16 protein-coding genes are annotated in these 16,928 nt (G+C 74.3%); 5 read left to right on the forward strand and 11 right to left on the reverse strand.

The annotated features are described in order from the left end of the window. The first annotated feature begins 128 nt into the window (after positions 1–128). The gene (locus E7Z53_RS06990) at positions 129–1,319 is read left to right on the forward strand and encodes an MFS transporter (protein ID WP_035929056.1); all 1,191 of its coding nucleotides are present in this window, start codon (positions 129–131) and stop codon (positions 1,317–1,319) included. Between the two features lie 73 nt (positions 1,320–1,392). On the opposite strand, the gene E7Z53_RS06995 is transcribed toward E7Z53_RS06990, so the two are convergent. Together E7Z53_RS06995 and E7Z53_RS07000 are read right to left on the reverse strand one after the other, a co-directional pair. Then, positions 1,393–2,370: a DUF2382 domain-containing protein gene (locus tag E7Z53_RS06995; RefSeq protein WP_176337469.1), complete on the reverse strand. Its 978-nt coding sequence runs from the start codon at positions 2,368–2,370 to the stop codon at positions 1,393–1,395. Positions 2,371–2,555: 185 nt separating this feature from the next. Next, positions 2,556–5,939, reverse strand: a complete 3,384-nt coding sequence (locus E7Z53_RS07000; RefSeq protein WP_176337470.1) for a DNA polymerase III subunit alpha — start codon at positions 5,937–5,939, stop codon at positions 2,556–2,558. Between the two features lie 279 nt (positions 5,940–6,218). On the opposite strand from E7Z53_RS07000, the gene E7Z53_RS07005 reads away from it, so the two are divergent. Together E7Z53_RS07005 and E7Z53_RS07010 are read left to right on the forward strand one after the other, a co-directional pair. Next, positions 6,219–7,175, forward strand: a complete 957-nt coding sequence (locus tag E7Z53_RS07005; RefSeq protein ID WP_176337471.1) for a LysR family transcriptional regulator — start codon at positions 6,219–6,221, stop codon at positions 7,173–7,175. A gap of 166 nt (positions 7,176–7,341) precedes the next feature. Continuing rightward, positions 7,342–8,439 (forward strand): tartrate dehydrogenase, encoded by a 1,098-nt coding sequence (locus E7Z53_RS07010; protein ID WP_035929070.1) that lies wholly within the window; start codon positions 7,342–7,344, stop codon positions 8,437–8,439. Positions 8,440–8,515: 76 nt separating this feature from the next. On the opposite strand, the gene E7Z53_RS20630 is transcribed toward E7Z53_RS07010, so the two are convergent. Beyond that, a complete protein-coding gene (locus tag E7Z53_RS20630) occupies positions 8,516–9,091 on the reverse strand; it encodes a hypothetical protein (RefSeq protein WP_176337472.1) in 576 nt (191 codons plus the stop codon). A gap of 255 nt (positions 9,092–9,346) precedes the next feature. On the opposite strand from E7Z53_RS20630, the gene E7Z53_RS07020 reads away from it, so the two are divergent. Beyond that, on the forward strand, positions 9,347–9,919 hold the full coding sequence (locus E7Z53_RS07020; protein WP_017834644.1) for an MOSC domain-containing protein: 573 nt from the start codon (positions 9,347–9,349) through the stop codon (positions 9,917–9,919). 38 nt (positions 9,920–9,957) lie between these two features. On the opposite strand, the gene E7Z53_RS07025 is transcribed toward E7Z53_RS07020, so the two are convergent. The 3 genes from E7Z53_RS07025 to E7Z53_RS07035 all read right to left on the reverse strand — a co-directional run bounded on the left by E7Z53_RS07025 (position 9,958) and on the right by E7Z53_RS07035 (position 12,299). Further along, positions 9,958–10,926: a TIGR03885 family FMN-dependent LLM class oxidoreductase gene (locus E7Z53_RS07025; protein ID WP_109243883.1), complete on the reverse strand. Its 969-nt coding sequence runs from the start codon at positions 10,924–10,926 to the stop codon at positions 9,958–9,960. 130 nt (positions 10,927–11,056) lie between these two features. Continuing rightward, positions 11,057–11,896 carry a fumarylacetoacetate hydrolase family protein gene (locus E7Z53_RS07030; RefSeq protein ID WP_136341540.1) on the reverse strand — a complete coding sequence of 280 codons (840 nt, stop codon included), beginning with the start codon at positions 11,894–11,896 and terminating at the stop codon, positions 11,057–11,059. Positions 11,897–11,975: 79 nt separating this feature from the next. Further along, positions 11,976–12,299 (reverse strand): DUF6504 family protein, encoded by a 324-nt coding sequence (locus E7Z53_RS07035; RefSeq protein WP_017834641.1) that lies wholly within the window; start codon positions 12,297–12,299, stop codon positions 11,976–11,978. 301 nt (positions 12,300–12,600) lie between these two features. On the opposite strand from E7Z53_RS07035, the gene E7Z53_RS07040 reads away from it, so the two are divergent. Beyond that, positions 12,601–13,104, forward strand: coding sequence for a GNAT family N-acetyltransferase (locus E7Z53_RS07040; protein ID WP_017834640.1), 504 nt, complete (start codon positions 12,601–12,603; stop codon positions 13,102–13,104). A gap of 124 nt (positions 13,105–13,228) precedes the next feature. On the opposite strand, the gene E7Z53_RS07045 is transcribed toward E7Z53_RS07040, so the two are convergent. Genes E7Z53_RS07045 through E7Z53_RS07065 form a run of 5 tightly spaced genes read right to left on the reverse strand, consistent with a single transcriptional unit; the run spans position 13,229 to position 16,918 of the window. After that, on the reverse strand, positions 13,229–13,630 hold the full coding sequence (locus tag E7Z53_RS07045; protein WP_017834639.1) for a pyridoxamine 5'-phosphate oxidase family protein: 402 nt from the start codon (positions 13,628–13,630) through the stop codon (positions 13,229–13,231). Positions 13,631–13,644: 14 nt separating this feature from the next. After that, the gene (locus tag E7Z53_RS07050; RefSeq protein ID WP_017834638.1) at positions 13,645–14,481 is read right to left on the reverse strand and encodes an SOS response-associated peptidase; all 837 of its coding nucleotides are present in this window, start codon (positions 14,479–14,481) and stop codon (positions 13,645–13,647) included. 38 nt (positions 14,482–14,519) lie between these two features. Further along, positions 14,520–15,236 (reverse strand): lipoate--protein ligase family protein, encoded by a 717-nt coding sequence (locus E7Z53_RS07055; protein WP_017834637.1) that lies wholly within the window; start codon positions 15,234–15,236, stop codon positions 14,520–14,522. Between the two features lie 44 nt (positions 15,237–15,280). Beyond that, positions 15,281–15,850, reverse strand: a complete 570-nt coding sequence (locus E7Z53_RS07060; protein WP_017834636.1) for a nucleosidase — start codon at positions 15,848–15,850, stop codon at positions 15,281–15,283. Between the two features lie 60 nt (positions 15,851–15,910). Beyond that, positions 15,911–16,918 carry an MsnO8 family LLM class oxidoreductase gene (locus tag E7Z53_RS07065; protein ID WP_176337473.1) on the reverse strand — a complete coding sequence of 336 codons (1,008 nt, stop codon included), beginning with the start codon at positions 16,916–16,918 and terminating at the stop codon, positions 15,911–15,913. Positions 16,919–16,928: the final 10 nt, after the last annotated feature.

A 16,928-nucleotide genomic window follows, 5' to 3' on the forward strand; every position in this document is an offset into this window, starting at 1 on the left:
GCACTGCATCGATGGTACCTGTCGGCCGGTGGGGACCGCGGCGGTGAGATGATGGCCGGCGGAGGTGAGGCCACCCGATGCCCGCAGACGTTCCCGGACCGCCCGACCCGCCCGCACCGGGAGGGGAGGTGCCCTCTCCCCCGCCGCACCGGCTGTGGACCGCCGGCTTCGTGCTGATGTGGGCGGGCCAGTTCCTCATCTCCATGAACTTCTACCTGCTGATGACCGTCATGGCGCTCTACGCCATGGAGCGCTTCGGCACGGACGAGGCGCTGGCCGGGGTGGCCACGAGTGCCTTCATCGTCGGGGCGGTCCTGGCGCGGCTGCTCACCGGCAAGTACATGGAGCTGCTCGGGCGCCGGCGCGTGCTGCTCGCCGCGCTCGTGCTGCTGGCGCTGTGCGCCGCCGCCTACCTGCTCGACACCGGCTTCTGGGGCCTGCTGGTGGTGCGGGTGCTCAACGGCGTGGGCTTCGGCATGGCCACCACCGTGCTGCCCGCGTCCGTCCAGGCCCTCATCCCCGCGCACCGGCGGGGCGAGGGCACCGGGTACTTCATGCTCTCCACCACCCTGGCCGCCGCGCTGGGTCCCCTGGCGGGACTGAGCCTGTCCACGTCGGTGGGCTACGACACGCTCTTCGGGGTGTGCGCGGCGGTCGCCCTGCTGGGCCTCGCCGTGGGAGCCGTCACCCGGGTCCCCGAGCTGAGCCTCTCCGCCGAGCAGCGGGCGGGGCTGCGGTCCTTCTCCGTGGGGCAGTTCGTGGAGGCGCGGGCCCTGCCCGTCTCGGCGCTCATGCTCTTCGTGGGCGTGGGGTACTCGGCGGTCCTGTCCTTCCTCAACCCGTTCGCCGTGCAGGCGGACCTCGTGGGCCCCGCGGGCGCGTACTTCGTGGCCTACGCCGTCACCGTCCTGGTGAGCCGCCCGTTCGCGGGCCGGCTGCAGGACCGGCGCGGGGACAACGCGGTGCTGTACCCGTCGCTGCTGCTCTTCGTGGTGGCGCTGCTGCTGCTCGCGGCCGCGGACTCGCCGTTCCTCGTGCTCGCCTCGGGCACGGTGCTGGGCGTGGGCTACGGGGCGGTGCTCTCGGCGGCCCAGGCCGCCGCGGTCCGCTCGGCCCCGCTCACCCGCGTGGGGCTGTCCACCTCGACCTACTTCCTGTGCATGGACGTGGGCGTGGCGCTGGGCCCGATGCTCATGGGGGCCCTGGTCCCTGCGCTGGGCTACCGGGGGATGTACGTGGCGGCCGCGGCGGTGGTCGCGCTGGGCCTGGTCTACTACGCGGCCGTGCCCGGCACGCAGGCCCGGCGGGCAGCGGGGTGAACCGTGTCCAGCACGACGACGGGGCCCCCGTCACCGGAACGGTGACGGGGGCCCCGGAGTCGATCAGGTGCGATCAGATGCGGTCGCGGCGATCGTCGTCGGTCAGGCCGGTGCCGCGCTCGGCGTCCGTCTCGACCTCGACCTGCTCCTTGCGGACCTCGGCGTCGACGCGCTCGGTGTCGCGGACGGTCTCCTTCTCCAGGCCGACCTTCTCGACCCCCACGGTCTCCTTGGCGACGACGGGACGCTCCTCGTGGAGGGTCACCTCGACGTCCTCCTCGCCGATGGTGCCGGCGGTGGCCTCGGTGCCGCTCAGCGGGGTGCGCTCGACACGGACCTCTTCGCGCTCGAGGGGCACGTCCACGGACTCGTTCTCCGTGACCACGTACTTGCGCAGACGGGCGCGGCCGGTCTCCTGGCGCTCCTTGCCGACGTGCAGCTGCTCCTCGTGGCGGACCACGCCGTTGTCGACACGGTCGGTGCGGTCACGGTCGGTGAGCCCGGCGGTGCGGTCGCGGTCGACGTCGGCAATGCCCGAGGTGCTGTTGCGGTCGGTGTACCCGTCGTTCTCGGGGTAGCCGGCAGTGCCGGTCGCCGGGACGGCATTGCGGTCGGTGTCCGCGGCGTAGCGGTCGTCGCGGTCGGCGAGACCTGCGGCGCCGGCGGTCCCGGCGGCACCAGCGGTGCCGGCAACGCCGGCGGTGCGGTCACGGTCGGTGCGGTCGCGGTCGTCGGTGCCGGAGTAGTTCATCTTGTAGTAGCGGTAGATCTCCTCCTCCTCGGCCGGGGAGAGGTGCTGGTCCGCGTCCACGTTCGGGGCGTCCTTGACGACGTCCTTGGTGTAGGGAAGGACGAGGCGGTCGCCGTCCTGCTGGGCGCCGTCGGCGGGGACGAAGCTCTCCTTGGTGCCGAAGAGACCGGTGTTGACGGTCACGAAGGTGACCTCTTCGGTGTTGTCGTCCAGGAAGACCTGCTCGACCTTGCCGATCTTGTCGCCGTCCGACCCGTAGGCGGTGGCGGACAGCAGTGCGTTCACGTCGTACGTAGCCATGAGAACTCCTTCTCTATTCTGCGAGGCAACGGGCTCCCCTGGACGGGGGGCTCGCCGCGGACGATCTCCGCCCGGGGAGGCGGGGTGCAGCTCGTCCGCTGTTATTAGTAACCATACTGGCAATCAGTTCGCTGGCCAATGGCTTCACCGAGAGTGAAACCCCTGGATCCGGACGGTCTCCCGGCTCATCCTGTCCCCGCTCCCCGGAGGATCGGCGGGGCCGCGGCGCGCACCGCGGCCGGGGTTCCGGGGTCGGCCAGGTCCCAGGCCTGCTCGGCGCTGATGCTGATCCCCCGCGGCCCGGTGCGCCGCGTCCGGCCCCGCACCAGCAGCATCCGCGTGCCGAACAGGTGCTGCCCCGAGCGGGCCTGGGCGTCGGAGAAGAAGGCGCAGTCCACCGCGCCCGTGCCGTCGTCGAGGCTGACGAAGACCACCCGCCGGCCGCTGCGCATGGGCGGGGTCATGGTCGAGACCCGCACCCCCGCCACGAGCACCTCGGACCGGTTGCGCAGCTCCAGCAGCCGCTCCGCGGGCGTGACCCCGAGCTCGCCGAGCAGAGGCGCCCAGCTCTCCAGCAGGTGCGCCGAGACGTCCACCGCGAGCAGGTCCAGCTCGGTGCGGACCTTCTCCGCCAGGGTGGGCTCGGGGCGCTCCGCGGGCAGGGCGCGCAGCTCGAGGTCCCCGAGCGGAAGGGCCAGCTGCCCCTCGACCTCCCCGGCCGGCCGGGCGGGCCGGCCGCTGTCCGCCCGGGCCCGCAGGGCGTGCACCAGGTCGGCGCGGGACGCGGGGCCGCCGGAGCGGCGCAGCAGGCCGTCGAAGGCCCCCACGGCGGCGAGACGCTCGAGGGTGCGCCGGGCCGGACGGGCCCGCTGCCGCAGCTCGGCGAGCGAGGCGTAGGGCTGCCCCGCCACGATCCGGCGGACCTCGGCCCGGGAGACCCCGTGGATCCCGGTGAGGGCCAGGCGCACGCCCAGGCGGGCGGGGTCGTCGTCGAGCCGTTCCACGCGGTAGTGCTCGTCGGAGCGGTTGACGTCCACGGGCAGGACGGGGATGCCCATCCGTCGCGCCTCCCCCACGAGCAGGCGCTTGGGGTACATCCCGGGATCGTGCTCCCACAGCCCCGCGAGGAACGCCTCCGGGTGGTGGGCCTTCAGCCACGCGGACTGGTAGGTGGGCACCGCGAACGCCGCGCCGTGGGCCTTGCAGAAGCCGAACGAGCCGAACGCCGCCAGGGTCTCCCAGACCCTGTCCACCACGTCCAGGGGGTAGTCCCGCGCACGGGCCCGCTCGCGGAAGAACTCCTCCACCTCGAGCTGGCGCTCGGAGCCCAGCCGGCGGCGCAGCTCGTCGGCCCGGGCGAGACCGCATCCGGTGAAGGTGTCGAGGATGCGCAGGACCTGCTCGTGGAAGACGGTCACGCCGTGGGTCTCGGCGAGGATCGGGTCGAGGGACGGGTGGATCGAGACGGGCGCGGACCAGCCGTGGCGGTGCTCCAGGTAGGGGCGCACCATGTCCGAGTGCATCGGCCCGGGACGGAACAGGGAGATGTCCACGATGAGGTCGCGGAAGCTCGTGGGCGCCATCTTGCCGATGAGCTCGCGCTGGCCCGGGGACTCGATCTGGAAGCACCCCAGGGTGTGGGTCGAGCGGATGAGCTCGAACGTCCTCCCGTCGTCCACGGGGATCGCCTCGAGGTCCAGGCGGGGCCGGTCCGGGTGGGTGCGGGCCACCTCGTCGACGGCGTGGGCGAGCGCCGACTGCATCCGCACGCCGAGAATGTCGAGCTTGAGCATGCCCATGGGGTCCATGTCGTGCTTGTCGAACTGGCTCATGGGCATCCCCGTCCCACTGGACTGCACCGGGGTGCGGTCCAGGAGGCTCAGGTCCCCCAGGATCACCCCGCACGGGTGCATGGAGATGTGCCGGGGCAGCCGGTCCAGGCGCTCGGTGAGGTCCACGAGGAGGTCGAGCTGCTTCTCCTGGGCCACCTGCTCGGCGAAGTCCCGCAGCTCCGGCTGGCGGGCGATGGTCTCCCGCAGCGCCGAGGCCGGCAGGTGCCACAGCTGCTTGGCCGCGCCGTCCACGGTCTCGGGGTCGATGCCGAGCGCCAGCCCGGCGTCCCGGACGGCACCGCGGGCCCGGTAGGCGTTCTGCATGCTCATGAGGCTCACCCGTTCGGGGCCGAAGCGCTCGAAGATCCGCCGGTAGACGCGGTGGCGCTCGGCCGACTCGACATCGATGTCGATGTCCGGGAGGGTCGAGCGGTCGTTGGAGAGGAAGCGCTCGAAGAGCAGCTCGTGCTCGAGCGGGTCCACCTGGGAGACGTCGAGCAGATAGTTGACGAGCGAGGACACCCCCGAGCCGCGGGCGGCGTGGCGGACCCCCATCTGCCCGATCATCGCCGAGACCTCGGCCACGGTGAGGAAGTAGGAGGCGAAGCCGAGGTCCTCGATCACCCCCAGCTCCTGCTCCAGCCGGTCCCGCACGGCCCGTGTCATGCGGCGGCCCGGGTAGCGGCGGCCCAGCCCCGTCTCGCACCGGGCCCGCAGCTCTGCGGGCGCCGGCCGGTCCAGGCCCAGCACGGAGGCCTCGGGCACCACCGGCCGCCCCCAGCCGCAGTCGGCGACCGGGTCCAGCCGGCACCGGTCGGCCACCCGCTGGGTGCCCGCCAGCAGGGCCGCGGCCCCGGCCGCGCCGAGGTCCGCGGCCCGGGCGATCTCCGCGGCGAGCGCGCGCATCTGCCGGGCGGACTTGAGCCAGCCCTGGCCGTTGGGCTGCAGCGGCTCCGGCGCCGTCGTCCGCCGGGACGTCCCGGTCCGCCCGGCGGCCCTGCCGCCGGGTGCGTGGCCGGCGCGCGCCCCGAGGGTCTCGAGCGGGGTGAGGGCGCGGGCGGCGTCGAGGACGTCGGCGGTGGCGGCCTCGGCGGGGGTGGCGTAGCGCACCGCGTTGGTCAGCACGGGGGTCAGCCCCGCCTCGAGGGCGGCGCGCAGCATCCGGGCCGCGTGGGAGGTGCTGCACGCCGTGCCGGGGGCGGCGAGGTGCGAGACCACCTCCACGGCGAGCGCCGGTGCGGGGAGCAGGGTCCGCCACCGGGCCAGGGCGGCGCGCCCGGTGCGGTAGCGACGGGCCGCGAGCTCCTGCCCGACGTCGGAGGCGGGCCCGAGCAGGACGGTCAGGACCGGCTCCCCGTGCCGGGGCGAGTGTGCGGCGGCCGCGATCTCGGCGGCGGTCACCCCGGGCGGGCCCGCTGCGGCGTGGGCGGTGGAGACGAGCCGGCACAGGGCGGCGTAGCCCGCACCGGCGGTGCCGCCGGCCGCCAGGACCACCACGCGGCCGAGGGCGCGCTCGCGGCCGGGGTCCAGCAGGGCGAGGTCGGCCCCCAGGACCGGGTCGATGCCGTGCTCCCGGCACGCGCCCAGGTGCTTGATCGCGCCGTAGAGCCCGTCCCGGTCGGTGCAGGCGAGGGCGTCCGCGCCGTCCGCCGCGGCGGCGGCCGCCAGGACGGCAGGCCGGCTGACCCCGAAGTGGGCGCTGAAGGCGGTGGCGACGTGCAGGTGCGGAAAGCTCACGCCCCCATTCGAATACGTGTTCGAATCTTAAGTCAATTGCAAACCACCGGGGCCGCGGGAACTCCGGCTCCTGGGCGTCCGTGGCGGCGCACGCCGGCCCAGGAGGACGCAGGGCCCGGGCGGGACACGATCCGCCCACGGCCCGCAGGGGCGCCGCGCACGGGGACGCCCTCGTTCCGGGACGGGGATGCCGCACTTCTGTGGCATGTTGTTTCCTGCACCCACGGGCAGCACCGAGGGGCCCGCACCCCCGCCGCACGGACGCAGGAGGAGACGACGATGGACGTCCGGCAGCTCACGTACTTCCTGGCCGTGGTGGACCACGGCGGCTTCACCCGCGCCGCGGAGCAGCTGCTCATCGCCCAGCCCTCCCTGTCCCAGACGATCAAGGGCCTCGAGCGGGAACTGGGGGTGCCGCTGTTCCACCGGATCGGGCGGCGGGTGGTGCTCAGCGAGGCCGGCGAGGAGCTGGTGGGCCCGGCCCGGGTGGTGGTCCGGGACCTGGAGGCCGCCCGGTCCGCCGTCGACGACCTGCGCGGGGTGCGCAGCGGCCGCCTGGACGTGGTCGCCATGCCCTCCCCCGGCGTCGAACCGCTCACGTCGATGATCGCCGCCTACGCGGGAGCCCACCCGGCCGTGACGGTCAGCGTGGAAGCGGCCTTCACCCCCGAGGAGGTGGTCGACGCGGTGCGCACCGGCCGCGCCGAGATCGGCATCCTGGGCTCGGAGCACCCGTTCCGCTCCGCCGAGGTCGAGGTGATGCACCTGGAGCAGCAGCCCCTGGTGCTCATCGTGGCACCGCAGGCGGACACCTTCGGTGACGGGCACGCCATCCGCCGGGAGGACCTGGCCGGGCACCGGGTGGTCGTCTCCCAGCAGGGCTCGCTGATGCGGCGGCTGGTCGACGACGCCCTGGCCGGCGGGGTGCCGGTCGAGATCGCCGCCGAGGTCGCCCACCGCACCTCGGTCCTCCCGCTGGTGCTGGCCGGGGTCGGGCACGCGGTGCTGCCCTCCTCCTGGACCCCGCTGGCGCGCGCCGCAGGGCTGCGGGTGCTGCGGATCGAACCGGTCACCGTGCTGCACGTGGCCGTGCTCAGCCGCCCGGCGCACCTGACCCCGGCCGCCCGCGCGTTCCTGGCGGTCGCCGCCGAGCACGCGGCCCGGCACGCCGCGGACCGCTCCCGGGCACCGGAGGGAACGGCGCCGGACCGGGCCGAGAGGGCGGGCCGGCCGTAGGGGACGGCGCCGCAGGACGCGCCGCGGATCGTGTCATAGGGGATTCCTATCCGGGGGATGGGATTCCGGTCTTGGACCTCACGGTGCTCGGGGCGCTCTACTGGAACCCGGTGCCGCACTGCGCTGCGGACACCACGACCAGAGCACCCGAGAAGGAGAGCACCCCATGGCCGAGCACCAGGTCTTCACGATCGCCTCGATCCCCGCCGACGGCGTGGGCCAGGAGGTCGTCGCCGCCGGCCGCACGGTCCTGGACGCGGTGGCCGAGCAGTCGAACGGGGCGTTCTCCTTCGACTGGACCGAGTTCCCCTGGGGCAGTGCGTACTACGCCCAGCACGGGGTGATGATGCCGGCCGACGGGCTGGAGACCCTCCAGGACTTCGACGCCATCTACTTCGGCGCCGTGGGGTGGGAGAACGTCCCCGACCACGTGTCCCTGTGGGGGCTGCGGCTGAACATCACCCAGAACTTCGACCAGTGGGCCAACATCCGCCCCGTGCGCTTCCTCCCCGGCGTGGTCTCCCCGCTGCGCAAGGCCGACGACACCGAACTGGACTGGGTCGTGGTGCGGGAGAACAGCGAGGGCGAGTACGCCGGGCTCGGCGGGCGCAACCTCGCCGGCCGAGGTCCCGGCAACGAGGTCGCCGTCCAGTCCTCCCTGTTCACGGAGAAGGGCTGCGAGCGCATCATCCGCTTCGCCTTCGACCTCGCCCGCACCCGCACGGTCAAGAAGGTCTCCAGCGTCACGAAGTCCAACGCCCAGCAGTACGGCATGGTGCTGTGGGACGAGGTCTTCGCCCGCGTCGCCGCCGACTACCCCGACGTGCAGACGGAGTCGGTGCTGGTGGACGCGATGAGCGCCAAGTTCGTCCTGCACCCCGAGGAGCTCTCCGTGGTGGTGGCCTCCAACCTCAACGCCGACATCCTCTCCGACCTCGGCTCCGCCCTGGCCGGCAGCCTCGGCCTGGCCGCCAGTGCGAACCTCGACCCGGAGCGCCGGTTCCCCTCGATGTTCGAGCCCGTCCACGGCACCGCCCCGGACATCGCCGGCCAGGGCATCTGCAACCCGATCGGGGCGATCGCCAGCGCCGCCCTGATGCTGGACCACTTCGGTCTGCACGCCGAGGCCCGCCGGGTGGAGGCCGCGATCGAGGCCACCACCGCCGCCGGGCACCTCACCCGTGACATCGGCGGCACCGCCGACACCGCCGAGATCACCCGGGCCGTCGTCGACGCCCTGGCCGCCTCCCTGACCTCCGCCTGAGGCTTCCCGTCCCTCCGGCCCCCGCCCCGCCCGGGACACCTCCCGGGACCGGCCGGCGCCGCGCCGGGCGCGGCGGTCAGCGTCCCGTGGCGCAGATCGCCCGCTCGATCAGGGAGGCGCTGCGGCGGTCGATCTCGTCCTCCACGAGCCTGCCGGGCGCCTCGGGGTACCAGCCGAGGTCGTCCCGCACGTCGGCGGCGACCTCGGACCCACCGCCGCGGGGGACCACCCGGAAGGTGGCCCGCAGGGGCAGGGCCCGCCACCCGAACTCGGAGGCCGTCCCGCGCCGGCGGAAGGTGACGTCCGAGCCCACCGAGACCTCCACGCAGCACTCCTGGGAGCGGACCGCCGGGTCGAGGTCCTCGAACGCCGTGCGGATCCGCTCGAGGGCCTCCTCCGGGGGCATCGGGCACGTCCACGCCCGGGTCGTGGTGATGCGCGGCCGGTTCGGGGACCGGCGCGCCAGCCAGGGGACGAGGAACCGCTGGCCGAGCACCAGCGCGACGACGACGAGCGCCGCCGCACCGAGCGCGAGCTGCGCCACGGAGATCACGCCCCGGAGGAGGAGCTGGACCACGAGGAGGACGACCACGGCCGACCCGGCCGGCCCGGCCAGCCGGTACCGTCCCCCGGCGGAGCGTCTGGCAGACACGCGACCTCCCTCCCCCGTCCGGACCACGGTGCCCCTCGGCTGTCCTGCGTCGCTGCCATTCTTGCCCGCGCGCACCCCCGGACACCAGGTGTGCATCCGTAAAGGGGACAGGCTCGCGGGGCGCTCCCCGGGTGCAGGGAAGATCGGGCGGCGCGGCCCGGCGCCCCGCGGTGTCGCCCGCCCTGCCTATGCTGAGGTCCGGCGGCAGCGAGGCGGCGCCGGACCGGCGGCCGCGACGACGGAGGGGTGTGGGCCATGACGGCGACCTATCGGTACGACGTGGAGGTCCTGCACCTGCTCGTGTCACCGGCGCACGCCTACTTCGGCCGCGCCCGGGACGGCGCGGCGGAGGTCCCCACCACAGACGCCGAGCGGGTCGAGCTGGTGGCCGGCAAGGGCGTGGTGGGCGACCGGTTCTTCGGCAAGGCCGCGCACATGGACGCCGCCGTCACCCTGCTCGCCGTCGAGGCGCTCGAGGCCATGGCCGCGGACCTGGGCACGGACCCCTTCGACCCGCTCCTGACCCGGCGCAACGTGGTCCTCCGGGGCGCCCACCTGGCCCCGCTGCTGGGCGAGGAGTTCGCGCTGGAGTCCCGGGGCGCCCTCGTGCGGCTGCGGGGCGGGCGCCCGGCCCACCCCTGCGTGTGGATGGACCGGGTCCTGGCTCCGGGCGCGCACGCCGCCATGCGGGGGCGAGGGGGCCTGCGCTGCCGGCCGCTGTCCAGCGGCGACCTGCACCGCGGACCGGCCGTGCTGCACAGCCCGGTCCCGCTCGAGCCGGAGCTGGCCGGCGCGGCCGTGCTGCGGCGCCCGTCCCGGCTGCCGTAGCCCGCCCACCCGGGACCGGCGCCCGGGCCCGCGCCGGGTCAGGCCTGCGCCAGCTGGGGCAGCACCGTCTCCCCGAAGGCGTCGAGGAAGCGGCCCTGCTCCTGCCCCACGTGGTGGAGGTAGATCTCGTCGAAGCCGAGGTCGGCGTACTCGTGCAGCCACTGGGCGTGCCGGCCGAGGTCGGCGGAGACGTTGACCGCCCCGGCGATCTGCTCATCCCCCACGTCCTCCTGGACCGCCTTGCGCAGGTAGTCCTGGGGCGAGGCGAGCTCGGCCATGGTCACGGCGTCGAAGACGTTGGTGCGCCACTGGTCGAAGGCGATCGCGCGGGCCTGCTCCGGGGAGGGCGCCCAGCTCAGGTGCACCTGCAGCGCGGTCCGCCCGGTGCCGCCGGCCTCGCGCCAGGCCTCGAGCATCCGGCGCAGGTCCTCGAGGGGCTGCTGGACGGTGATGAACCCGTCGGCCAGGGGGGCGAAGCGGCGGACCGTCGCCGGGGTGAGCGCGGCCACGCGCAGGGCGGGCAGGACCTCCGGCGGGTCCCAGACCCGGGCGCGGTCGGCGTGGAACGGCTCGCGGCAGGACACCTCCTCGCCCGCGTGCAGCCGGCGGACGGCGTCGAAGCTGCTCTCGAGGAACCGCTGCCGGTGCTCCTTGGCCGGCCAGTCCGGGGTGACGGCCCGCTCGTTGAGCTTCTGCCCGCTGCCCAGGGCGGTCCAGATCCGACCGGGGAACATGCGGGCGAGGGTGGCCGTGGCCTGGGCGGTGACCACGGGGTGGTAGCGCCGGCCCGGGGCGTGCACGAACCCGAAGGGCAGGTCCGTGGTGGCCAGGGCGGCGCCCAGCCAGGACAGGGCGAACCCGGAGTGGCCCTGGTGCGGCGACCACGGCTCGAGGTGGTCCGAGCACATGGCGGCGCCGAAGCCGGCCTGCTGGGCGTGCTCGACGTCGCGCAGCAGCTGCTCGGGAGGGATCTGCTCGTGGGAGGCGTGGAAGCCGATCGTCGCCATGGGGTCCTCCGGTCGAAGGCGGGAACAGGACAGTGGGATTAGGTCACGGGGATCAGGTCACGGGGATCAGGTCACGGGGATCTGGACAGCAGGAGAGGGAGGACGGGACCGGGTGGGGACGGGTGCCGGGTCAGCCGGCCGCCGCCCGGAGGTCCTCGGCGGGGGTGCAGACGTTGCGCAGCTCGCCGATGCCCTCGATCTCGGTGACGACCTCCTGGCCGTCCCGCAACCAGATCCGGCGGGGCTTCTGGGCCAGGCCCACGCCGGCGGGAGTGCCGCAGGCAACGAGGTCCCCGGGCTCGAGGGTCAGGAACCGGCTGAGGTACTCGACCAGCTCCACGGCGGAGAAGATCATCCGGTCGGTGCCGGAGTCCTGGTGCCGCACGCCGTCCACGGTGCAGCGGATCGCCAGTCCCGCCTCGGGGTCGATCTCGTCGGGGGTCACCACCACGGGGCCCACCGGGGTGGTGCGGTCGAAGTTCTTGCCCTGGAACCACTCGGAGGTCCGGCCCTGCCAGTCCCGCACCGAGATGTCGTTCATGATGGTGTACCCGGCGATCGCGGCCCGCGCCTGGTCCGGCGTGGCGTGGCGCAGGGGCGAGCCGATCACCACGGTGAGCTCGGCCTCCCAGTCGATCTTCTCGGACTCCTCCGGCATGGCGATGGGGTCGGTGGGGCCGATGAGCGCGGTGGCGTACTTCGCGAAGATCGTGGGGTGCTCCGGGATCTCCTGACCGACCTCCTCCGCGTGGTCGTAGAAGTTCAGCCCGGCGCACAGGATCTTGCCCGGGCGCAGGACGGGCGTCGCCAGGTCCTCCGGGGCCGGCGCGGGGCCCGACTCCCCCGGCAGCCGCAGGTCGCCCCCGGCGAGGAGGGCCCCGACGTCGGGGACGGGGAGGTAGACGGTCCGCCCGTCCTCCTGCCGGAAGGCCTGGGTGGTGCCGTCTCGTCGCACGGTGCCGAGTCTCACGGGTGCTCCCTCACGTTCTGCGGTGCGGTCTCCACCGACGATCCTATGCACCTCCGGCGGGAGGGTGCACCGCGGCGGCCTACGCGCAGCGCACCACGCGGATCCCCGAGGCGCTCGTGGCGGCGAGCAGTCGCCAGCGCCCTGTGTCGAGGGTGTGGACGAGCTCGAGGGTCAGCAGCTCGGAGCGGGTGTTCAGCTGCACCTGGACCCGCCACATCTGCTGGTCCACCGCACCGATCCCCCGGTCCTTGGGCAGCCGCGCGTCCTCGGACCACCAGGCGCGGCGCTCGTACCAGCGCACGGGCCCCTGGGCCACCAGGTAGTCCCGCCCGCGCCAGCGCACGCCCACCGGCACCCCGTCCGTGTCGCAGTCCACGTCGACGCTCTCCGTCAGGAAACCCACGACGGCTCCTCTCTCCCTCGGCCCGGCGCCCGTCCCCGGTGCGCCCTGTTCCCTGGAAGCTAGAACACCTGTACGACACGCTAACCCGGAAGAGCGCGGAAAAGGAACAGGTGTTCCCGTGAAGTCCCCGCTCCGACCTGGCCGTTCACTTTTGCGATCGAGGACGGCGAAGCATGGACAAGCCCAGCGAAATGGATACGCTGAATGCACGGAGGGCCTGCCCTGCGCGGCCCTCCCGGACGTCCCCTGTCCCTCGTCCGCCCCGCCGGAGCAGCCGGCGTCGACCTCACGGAGGCCTTCCATGACCGGAACCATCACGCTGATCGCCCACACCGCGGCGAACACCAAGAAGCCCGCGGTGAATCTGCGTCCGTCCGGCCCGGAGGACGCCGAGAGCCTCGCCCAGCTCTACTACTCCTCCTACGAGCAGGGCGGGGTCTCCAGTCTGGAGGAGGCCCGCCAGGTGATCCGGGGAGTCTTCGACGGGGAGTACGGGCCCTTCCTGCCCGAGGCCTCGCCGGTGGTGGTCGACGACGACGGGACCGTGGTTGCCGCCGCGCTCGTGCTGTCCCGGCGGGTCGGCGACGACCTCCCTGACGTCCCCTACATCTTCGAGCTGTTCACGGCGGCCTCCCGCCGCCGCCAGGGCCTGGCCGAGCAGCTGGTGCGCTGCGCCATGGGCACCCTCTACGACAACGGCTACGACCAGGTCAGCCTGCGGATCGCCGAGGACAACGCGGCGGCGCTCGCGCTCTACCTGACGCTCGACTTCAACCGGTGGGTCCCCGAGACGGACGACGTCTGAGCCCGGCGGGCGCTCCGGACCGGGGGACGCCGGAGGGGACGCCGGCACGAACAGGGCCCGGCACCAGGCCGTGGAAGAGGCCCGGGACCCGCGATGCGGGTCCCGGGCCTCTTCTGTGACCGGCTCAGAGCGAGAACTCCTCCCGGACGGGGGGATCGGCGGCGATGTCGACGAACCGCGCCCAGCGGGGGCGCACCGCCACGAGCCGGGTGCTGTCCTTGTCCGTGGCCCCCGGGTGCCGGGACTCCAGCACCTCGCCGGCGTCCTGCGCGGCGGAGCCCTCCAGCACGGCGGCCTCGCCCTCGAGCTGGAACTCCTGGCCCGTCCCGGAGACCACCACGAGGGAGACCCGGGGATCGGCGAGGAGGTTGGCGTACTTGCGGCTGCGCTCGTTCGTGCCGAAGACCAGCCGCCCGTCCCCGAGGGCCGCGAGGTTGATCCACGCGGACTCGGGGCAGCCGGCGCCGCTGTTGGTCGCCACGACCCCGCCGCCGTGGGCGCGGACGAAGGCGGTGACCCGGTCCACGGGCTCCCGGGGGCTCAGAACAGGCTCCGCTGCGGCTCGACGAGCTCCGGCGAGTTGTTGCGCACGTTGCCGACCGCCGGGCCCACCGGGTCGAGCACCCAGCGGGCGGCCGTCCGGTGCGCCTCGGCCCGGACCAGGTCCACGAGCTGCGGGGCGTCGTCCTCCCCGGGGCGCAGCCAGTCCCCCACGTGCTCGGGCGCCAGCGGGATCGGCATCCGGTCGTGCAGACCGTGCAGCTCCGTGAGCACGGGGTGCTCGTCGGAGGGCTCCGGGGAGTCGGTGGTGAGGATGGAGCAGGACAGCAACCAGGTGCTCCCGCCGCCGTCCCTGCCCGGCTGCAGGGCCGCGGAGTGCAGCTCCGTGCCCTCGGGCACCCGCCACCACTCGTAGATCCCGGCGAACCAGATAGTCTCCTCCGGATCGGCCGGGTGGACGTAGTAGGGCTGCTTGCGCCCGCCCTTCCCGGCGCCGGGCTCCTTCTTCCACTCGTAGTAGCCGTTGGCCGGGACCGCGCACCGGCGGGCCCGGACCGCCTTGCGGAAGGACGGCTTCTCGAGGACGGTCTCCGAGCGGGCGTTGAACATCTTCGACCCGACCGCCGGGTCCTTGGCCCAGCCCGGGACCAGTCCCCAGCGGGCCACGTGCAGCTCGCGCACCAGCTCCCCGTCGTCGTCCCGGCCGTTCCCGCCGGTGAGGCGTTCCAGGACGATCGGCACGTCGGTGGTGGGCGCGGTGTTCCAGTTGGCCCGCAGCCGCTCGGTGTCGGCCTCGCCCAGGCTCTCGTCCGGGACCGCCCCGGTCGCGGCGACGAGGTCGCCCACGGCCCGGGCGATGACGTAGCGTCCGCACATCTGCTGCCTCCTCGGTCTGCCCGGCCCGCGGCCGGGGCTCAGTCGGTGAGCGGCCCGTACCCCAGGTACCGGGAGTACATGCCGTACACCTTGCGGATCCCGCGCTCCACGTCGGCCACGGTGGTGCCCGGGCGCAGGTCGTCCACGGCCCCGGCGGTGGCCGGGTCCCAGTCCAGGTCGAGGGCCGAGTAGACGTCGGTGAGCACCGAGCGGATGGGCTCGGACTGCTCGACCACGAGCACGGTGCTGAAGTACCAGGCGCCCGCGACCACCCGCTGGGCCGTCCCGGCCAGCTTCACCTTCCGGCCCGGGGTGGACGACGACGCCGGGTGCGTCCCGTGCACGCTGTGCTCGCCGGCACAGTACTCGCCCGGGATCTCGCCGACGTCGGCCTCGACCTCGAGCTCCTCCAGGGCGGCCACGATCATGTCGCCGAAGAGCCGGTAGCGGTCCTGGATGCCCGAGGTAGGGTCCTCGGCGGCCTCGAGGTGGTCGATGATCAGGCACCCGCCGTGGTAGGCCGCGGCGCGGCCCCCCACCTTGCGGACCAGGGGCTCGAACCCGCTCTCGCGGGCGGCCCGGGCGGCGTCGGGGAAGCCCGGGCGCAGCTCGTCCCGGCGGCCGAAGGCGACCGTGGGGGCCGGTTCGTACAGGCGCAGGACGGGCCCGCTGCGGCGCACGTCGGCGAGGAGGGTCATGGCGCTCTCGTAGTCCTGCTGGGCGCCCAGGGACTCGCGCTGGCGGAGAAGTTTCATGCTGGCCCCAGTCTAGTGGCGGATCCGGACGGTCCTGCGGCAGGTCACGCCCCGGTGATCCCGCTGCCGCGGAACCAGCGCCCCAGGGCCAGGGCGCTGAGCTCGACCTTCTCGGCCCACGCGACCGCCTCCTCGTCGGCGGCGTCCGAGACGTGCTTGACCATCCGCAGCGGCACGCCCAGGTGCCGGCAGGCCACCGCGATCGCCCAGCCCTCCATGTCCACGAGGTCCGCCCGGGCGGCCAGGGCGTCCCGGGCGGGTCCGCCGGCCACGAAGGAGTCCCCGGTGGCGAGCACGGGGCCGTCGCCGCCGAGCTCGATGACGTTGTCCACGGGGATCCCGGCCGCGCGCAGCAGCTCCTCGTCCACGTCCCGGTTGATGATCCGGGAGGGCTCGAGCACCCCGGTCAGCCCGTGCTTGAGGGCGCCGGCGCTGCCGATGTTGAGCACCGTCAGCTCCGCCCGGCGCGCGGGGTCCGGGCAGCGGGTCAGCACCGCCTCGGTGGTGCGCACCGCCGCGGCCGACATCCCGACACCGGTCAGGACCAGGTCGATGTCCTCCGGGAAGTACTTGGTCTCCAGGGGGTGGGCGGCGAGAACGAGCAGCTGTGGCACCCCGTCACTCTATCCGCACTCCCTCCCGCCCCCGCCCGGCCTGACCTCCCGGCGGGGAGGTCAGGCCGGGCGGGTGGTGAACAGCGCGGCGAGCCGCCGGTCGGAGTCCGCCTGGGCGTCGAGATCGTGCGCGCCGCCCGTCACGAGCAGCTCGTCCGCCCCGGTGCGCGCGAGCAGCCGTTCCAGCTGGTCCCGGACGTCCGGGGCCGTGCCGTGGACGGAGGACGTGAGGGTCTCCTGCACGAGGGCCCGCTCCCGGGCCGTGAGCCCGTCCGGCTCCGCGGGCCGTGCGGGCGCCAGGGGCGGGAACTCGCCCCGGGTGCGGGAGGCGGCCAGGGCGCGGGCCTCGGGCAGCAGCAGTTCGCGGGCGGCCGCGCGGGTCCGCGCCACCGCGACGTTCGCCGAGACCACCGCGTAGGGCTCCGGCCACCACGACGACGGGCGGAACTGCGCGCGGTACCGCTCGAGCACCGCGGCGCCGCCGCCGGGGCCCTCGCGGAAGATCGCCGGGCCGCCGAGCACCACGGCGAGTCCCGCCCGGGCCGCGGTCTCCACCCCGGCGCCGGTCGCCAGGACGAAGACCGGTGTGGCGGCGTGGTTGCGGGGCCGGGCGGTCACCGAGGCCGCGCCGGAGAGGTGCGCGAGCAGCTCGGCCAGGTCGTCCCCGAAGCGGTCCGCGGCCTCCTTGCCGGTGCGCAGCGCGTCCCGGACCGCGGCGGTGAAGCCGAGGGAGCGGCCCACGCCGAGGTCGATCCGGCCGGGGTGCAGGGCCTCGAGGGTGGCGGCCTGCTCGGCGACCACGAGGGGCTGGTGGTTGGGGAGCATGATCCCGCCGGAGCCGATCCGGAGACGGCGGGTCCGGGCGGCCAGGGCGGCCATCAGCACCGCCGGCGCGGACCCGGCGATCCCGGGCACCGCGTGGTGCTCGGCCACCCAGAACCGGTGGTAGCCCAGCTCCTCCGCGCGCTCGGCCCGCTCCAGGACGCGGGCGAGGTCCTCGGCCTCCGTGGAGCCGTCCCGGGTGTTGGCGCGGTCGAGGAGGGAGAGCGGGACGTCGGAGAGGGCCATGGTGCGCACA

The organism is Kocuria salina (assembly GCF_013368965.1).
Lineage (GTDB): Bacteria > Actinomycetota > Actinomycetes > Actinomycetales > Micrococcaceae > Kocuria > Kocuria rosea.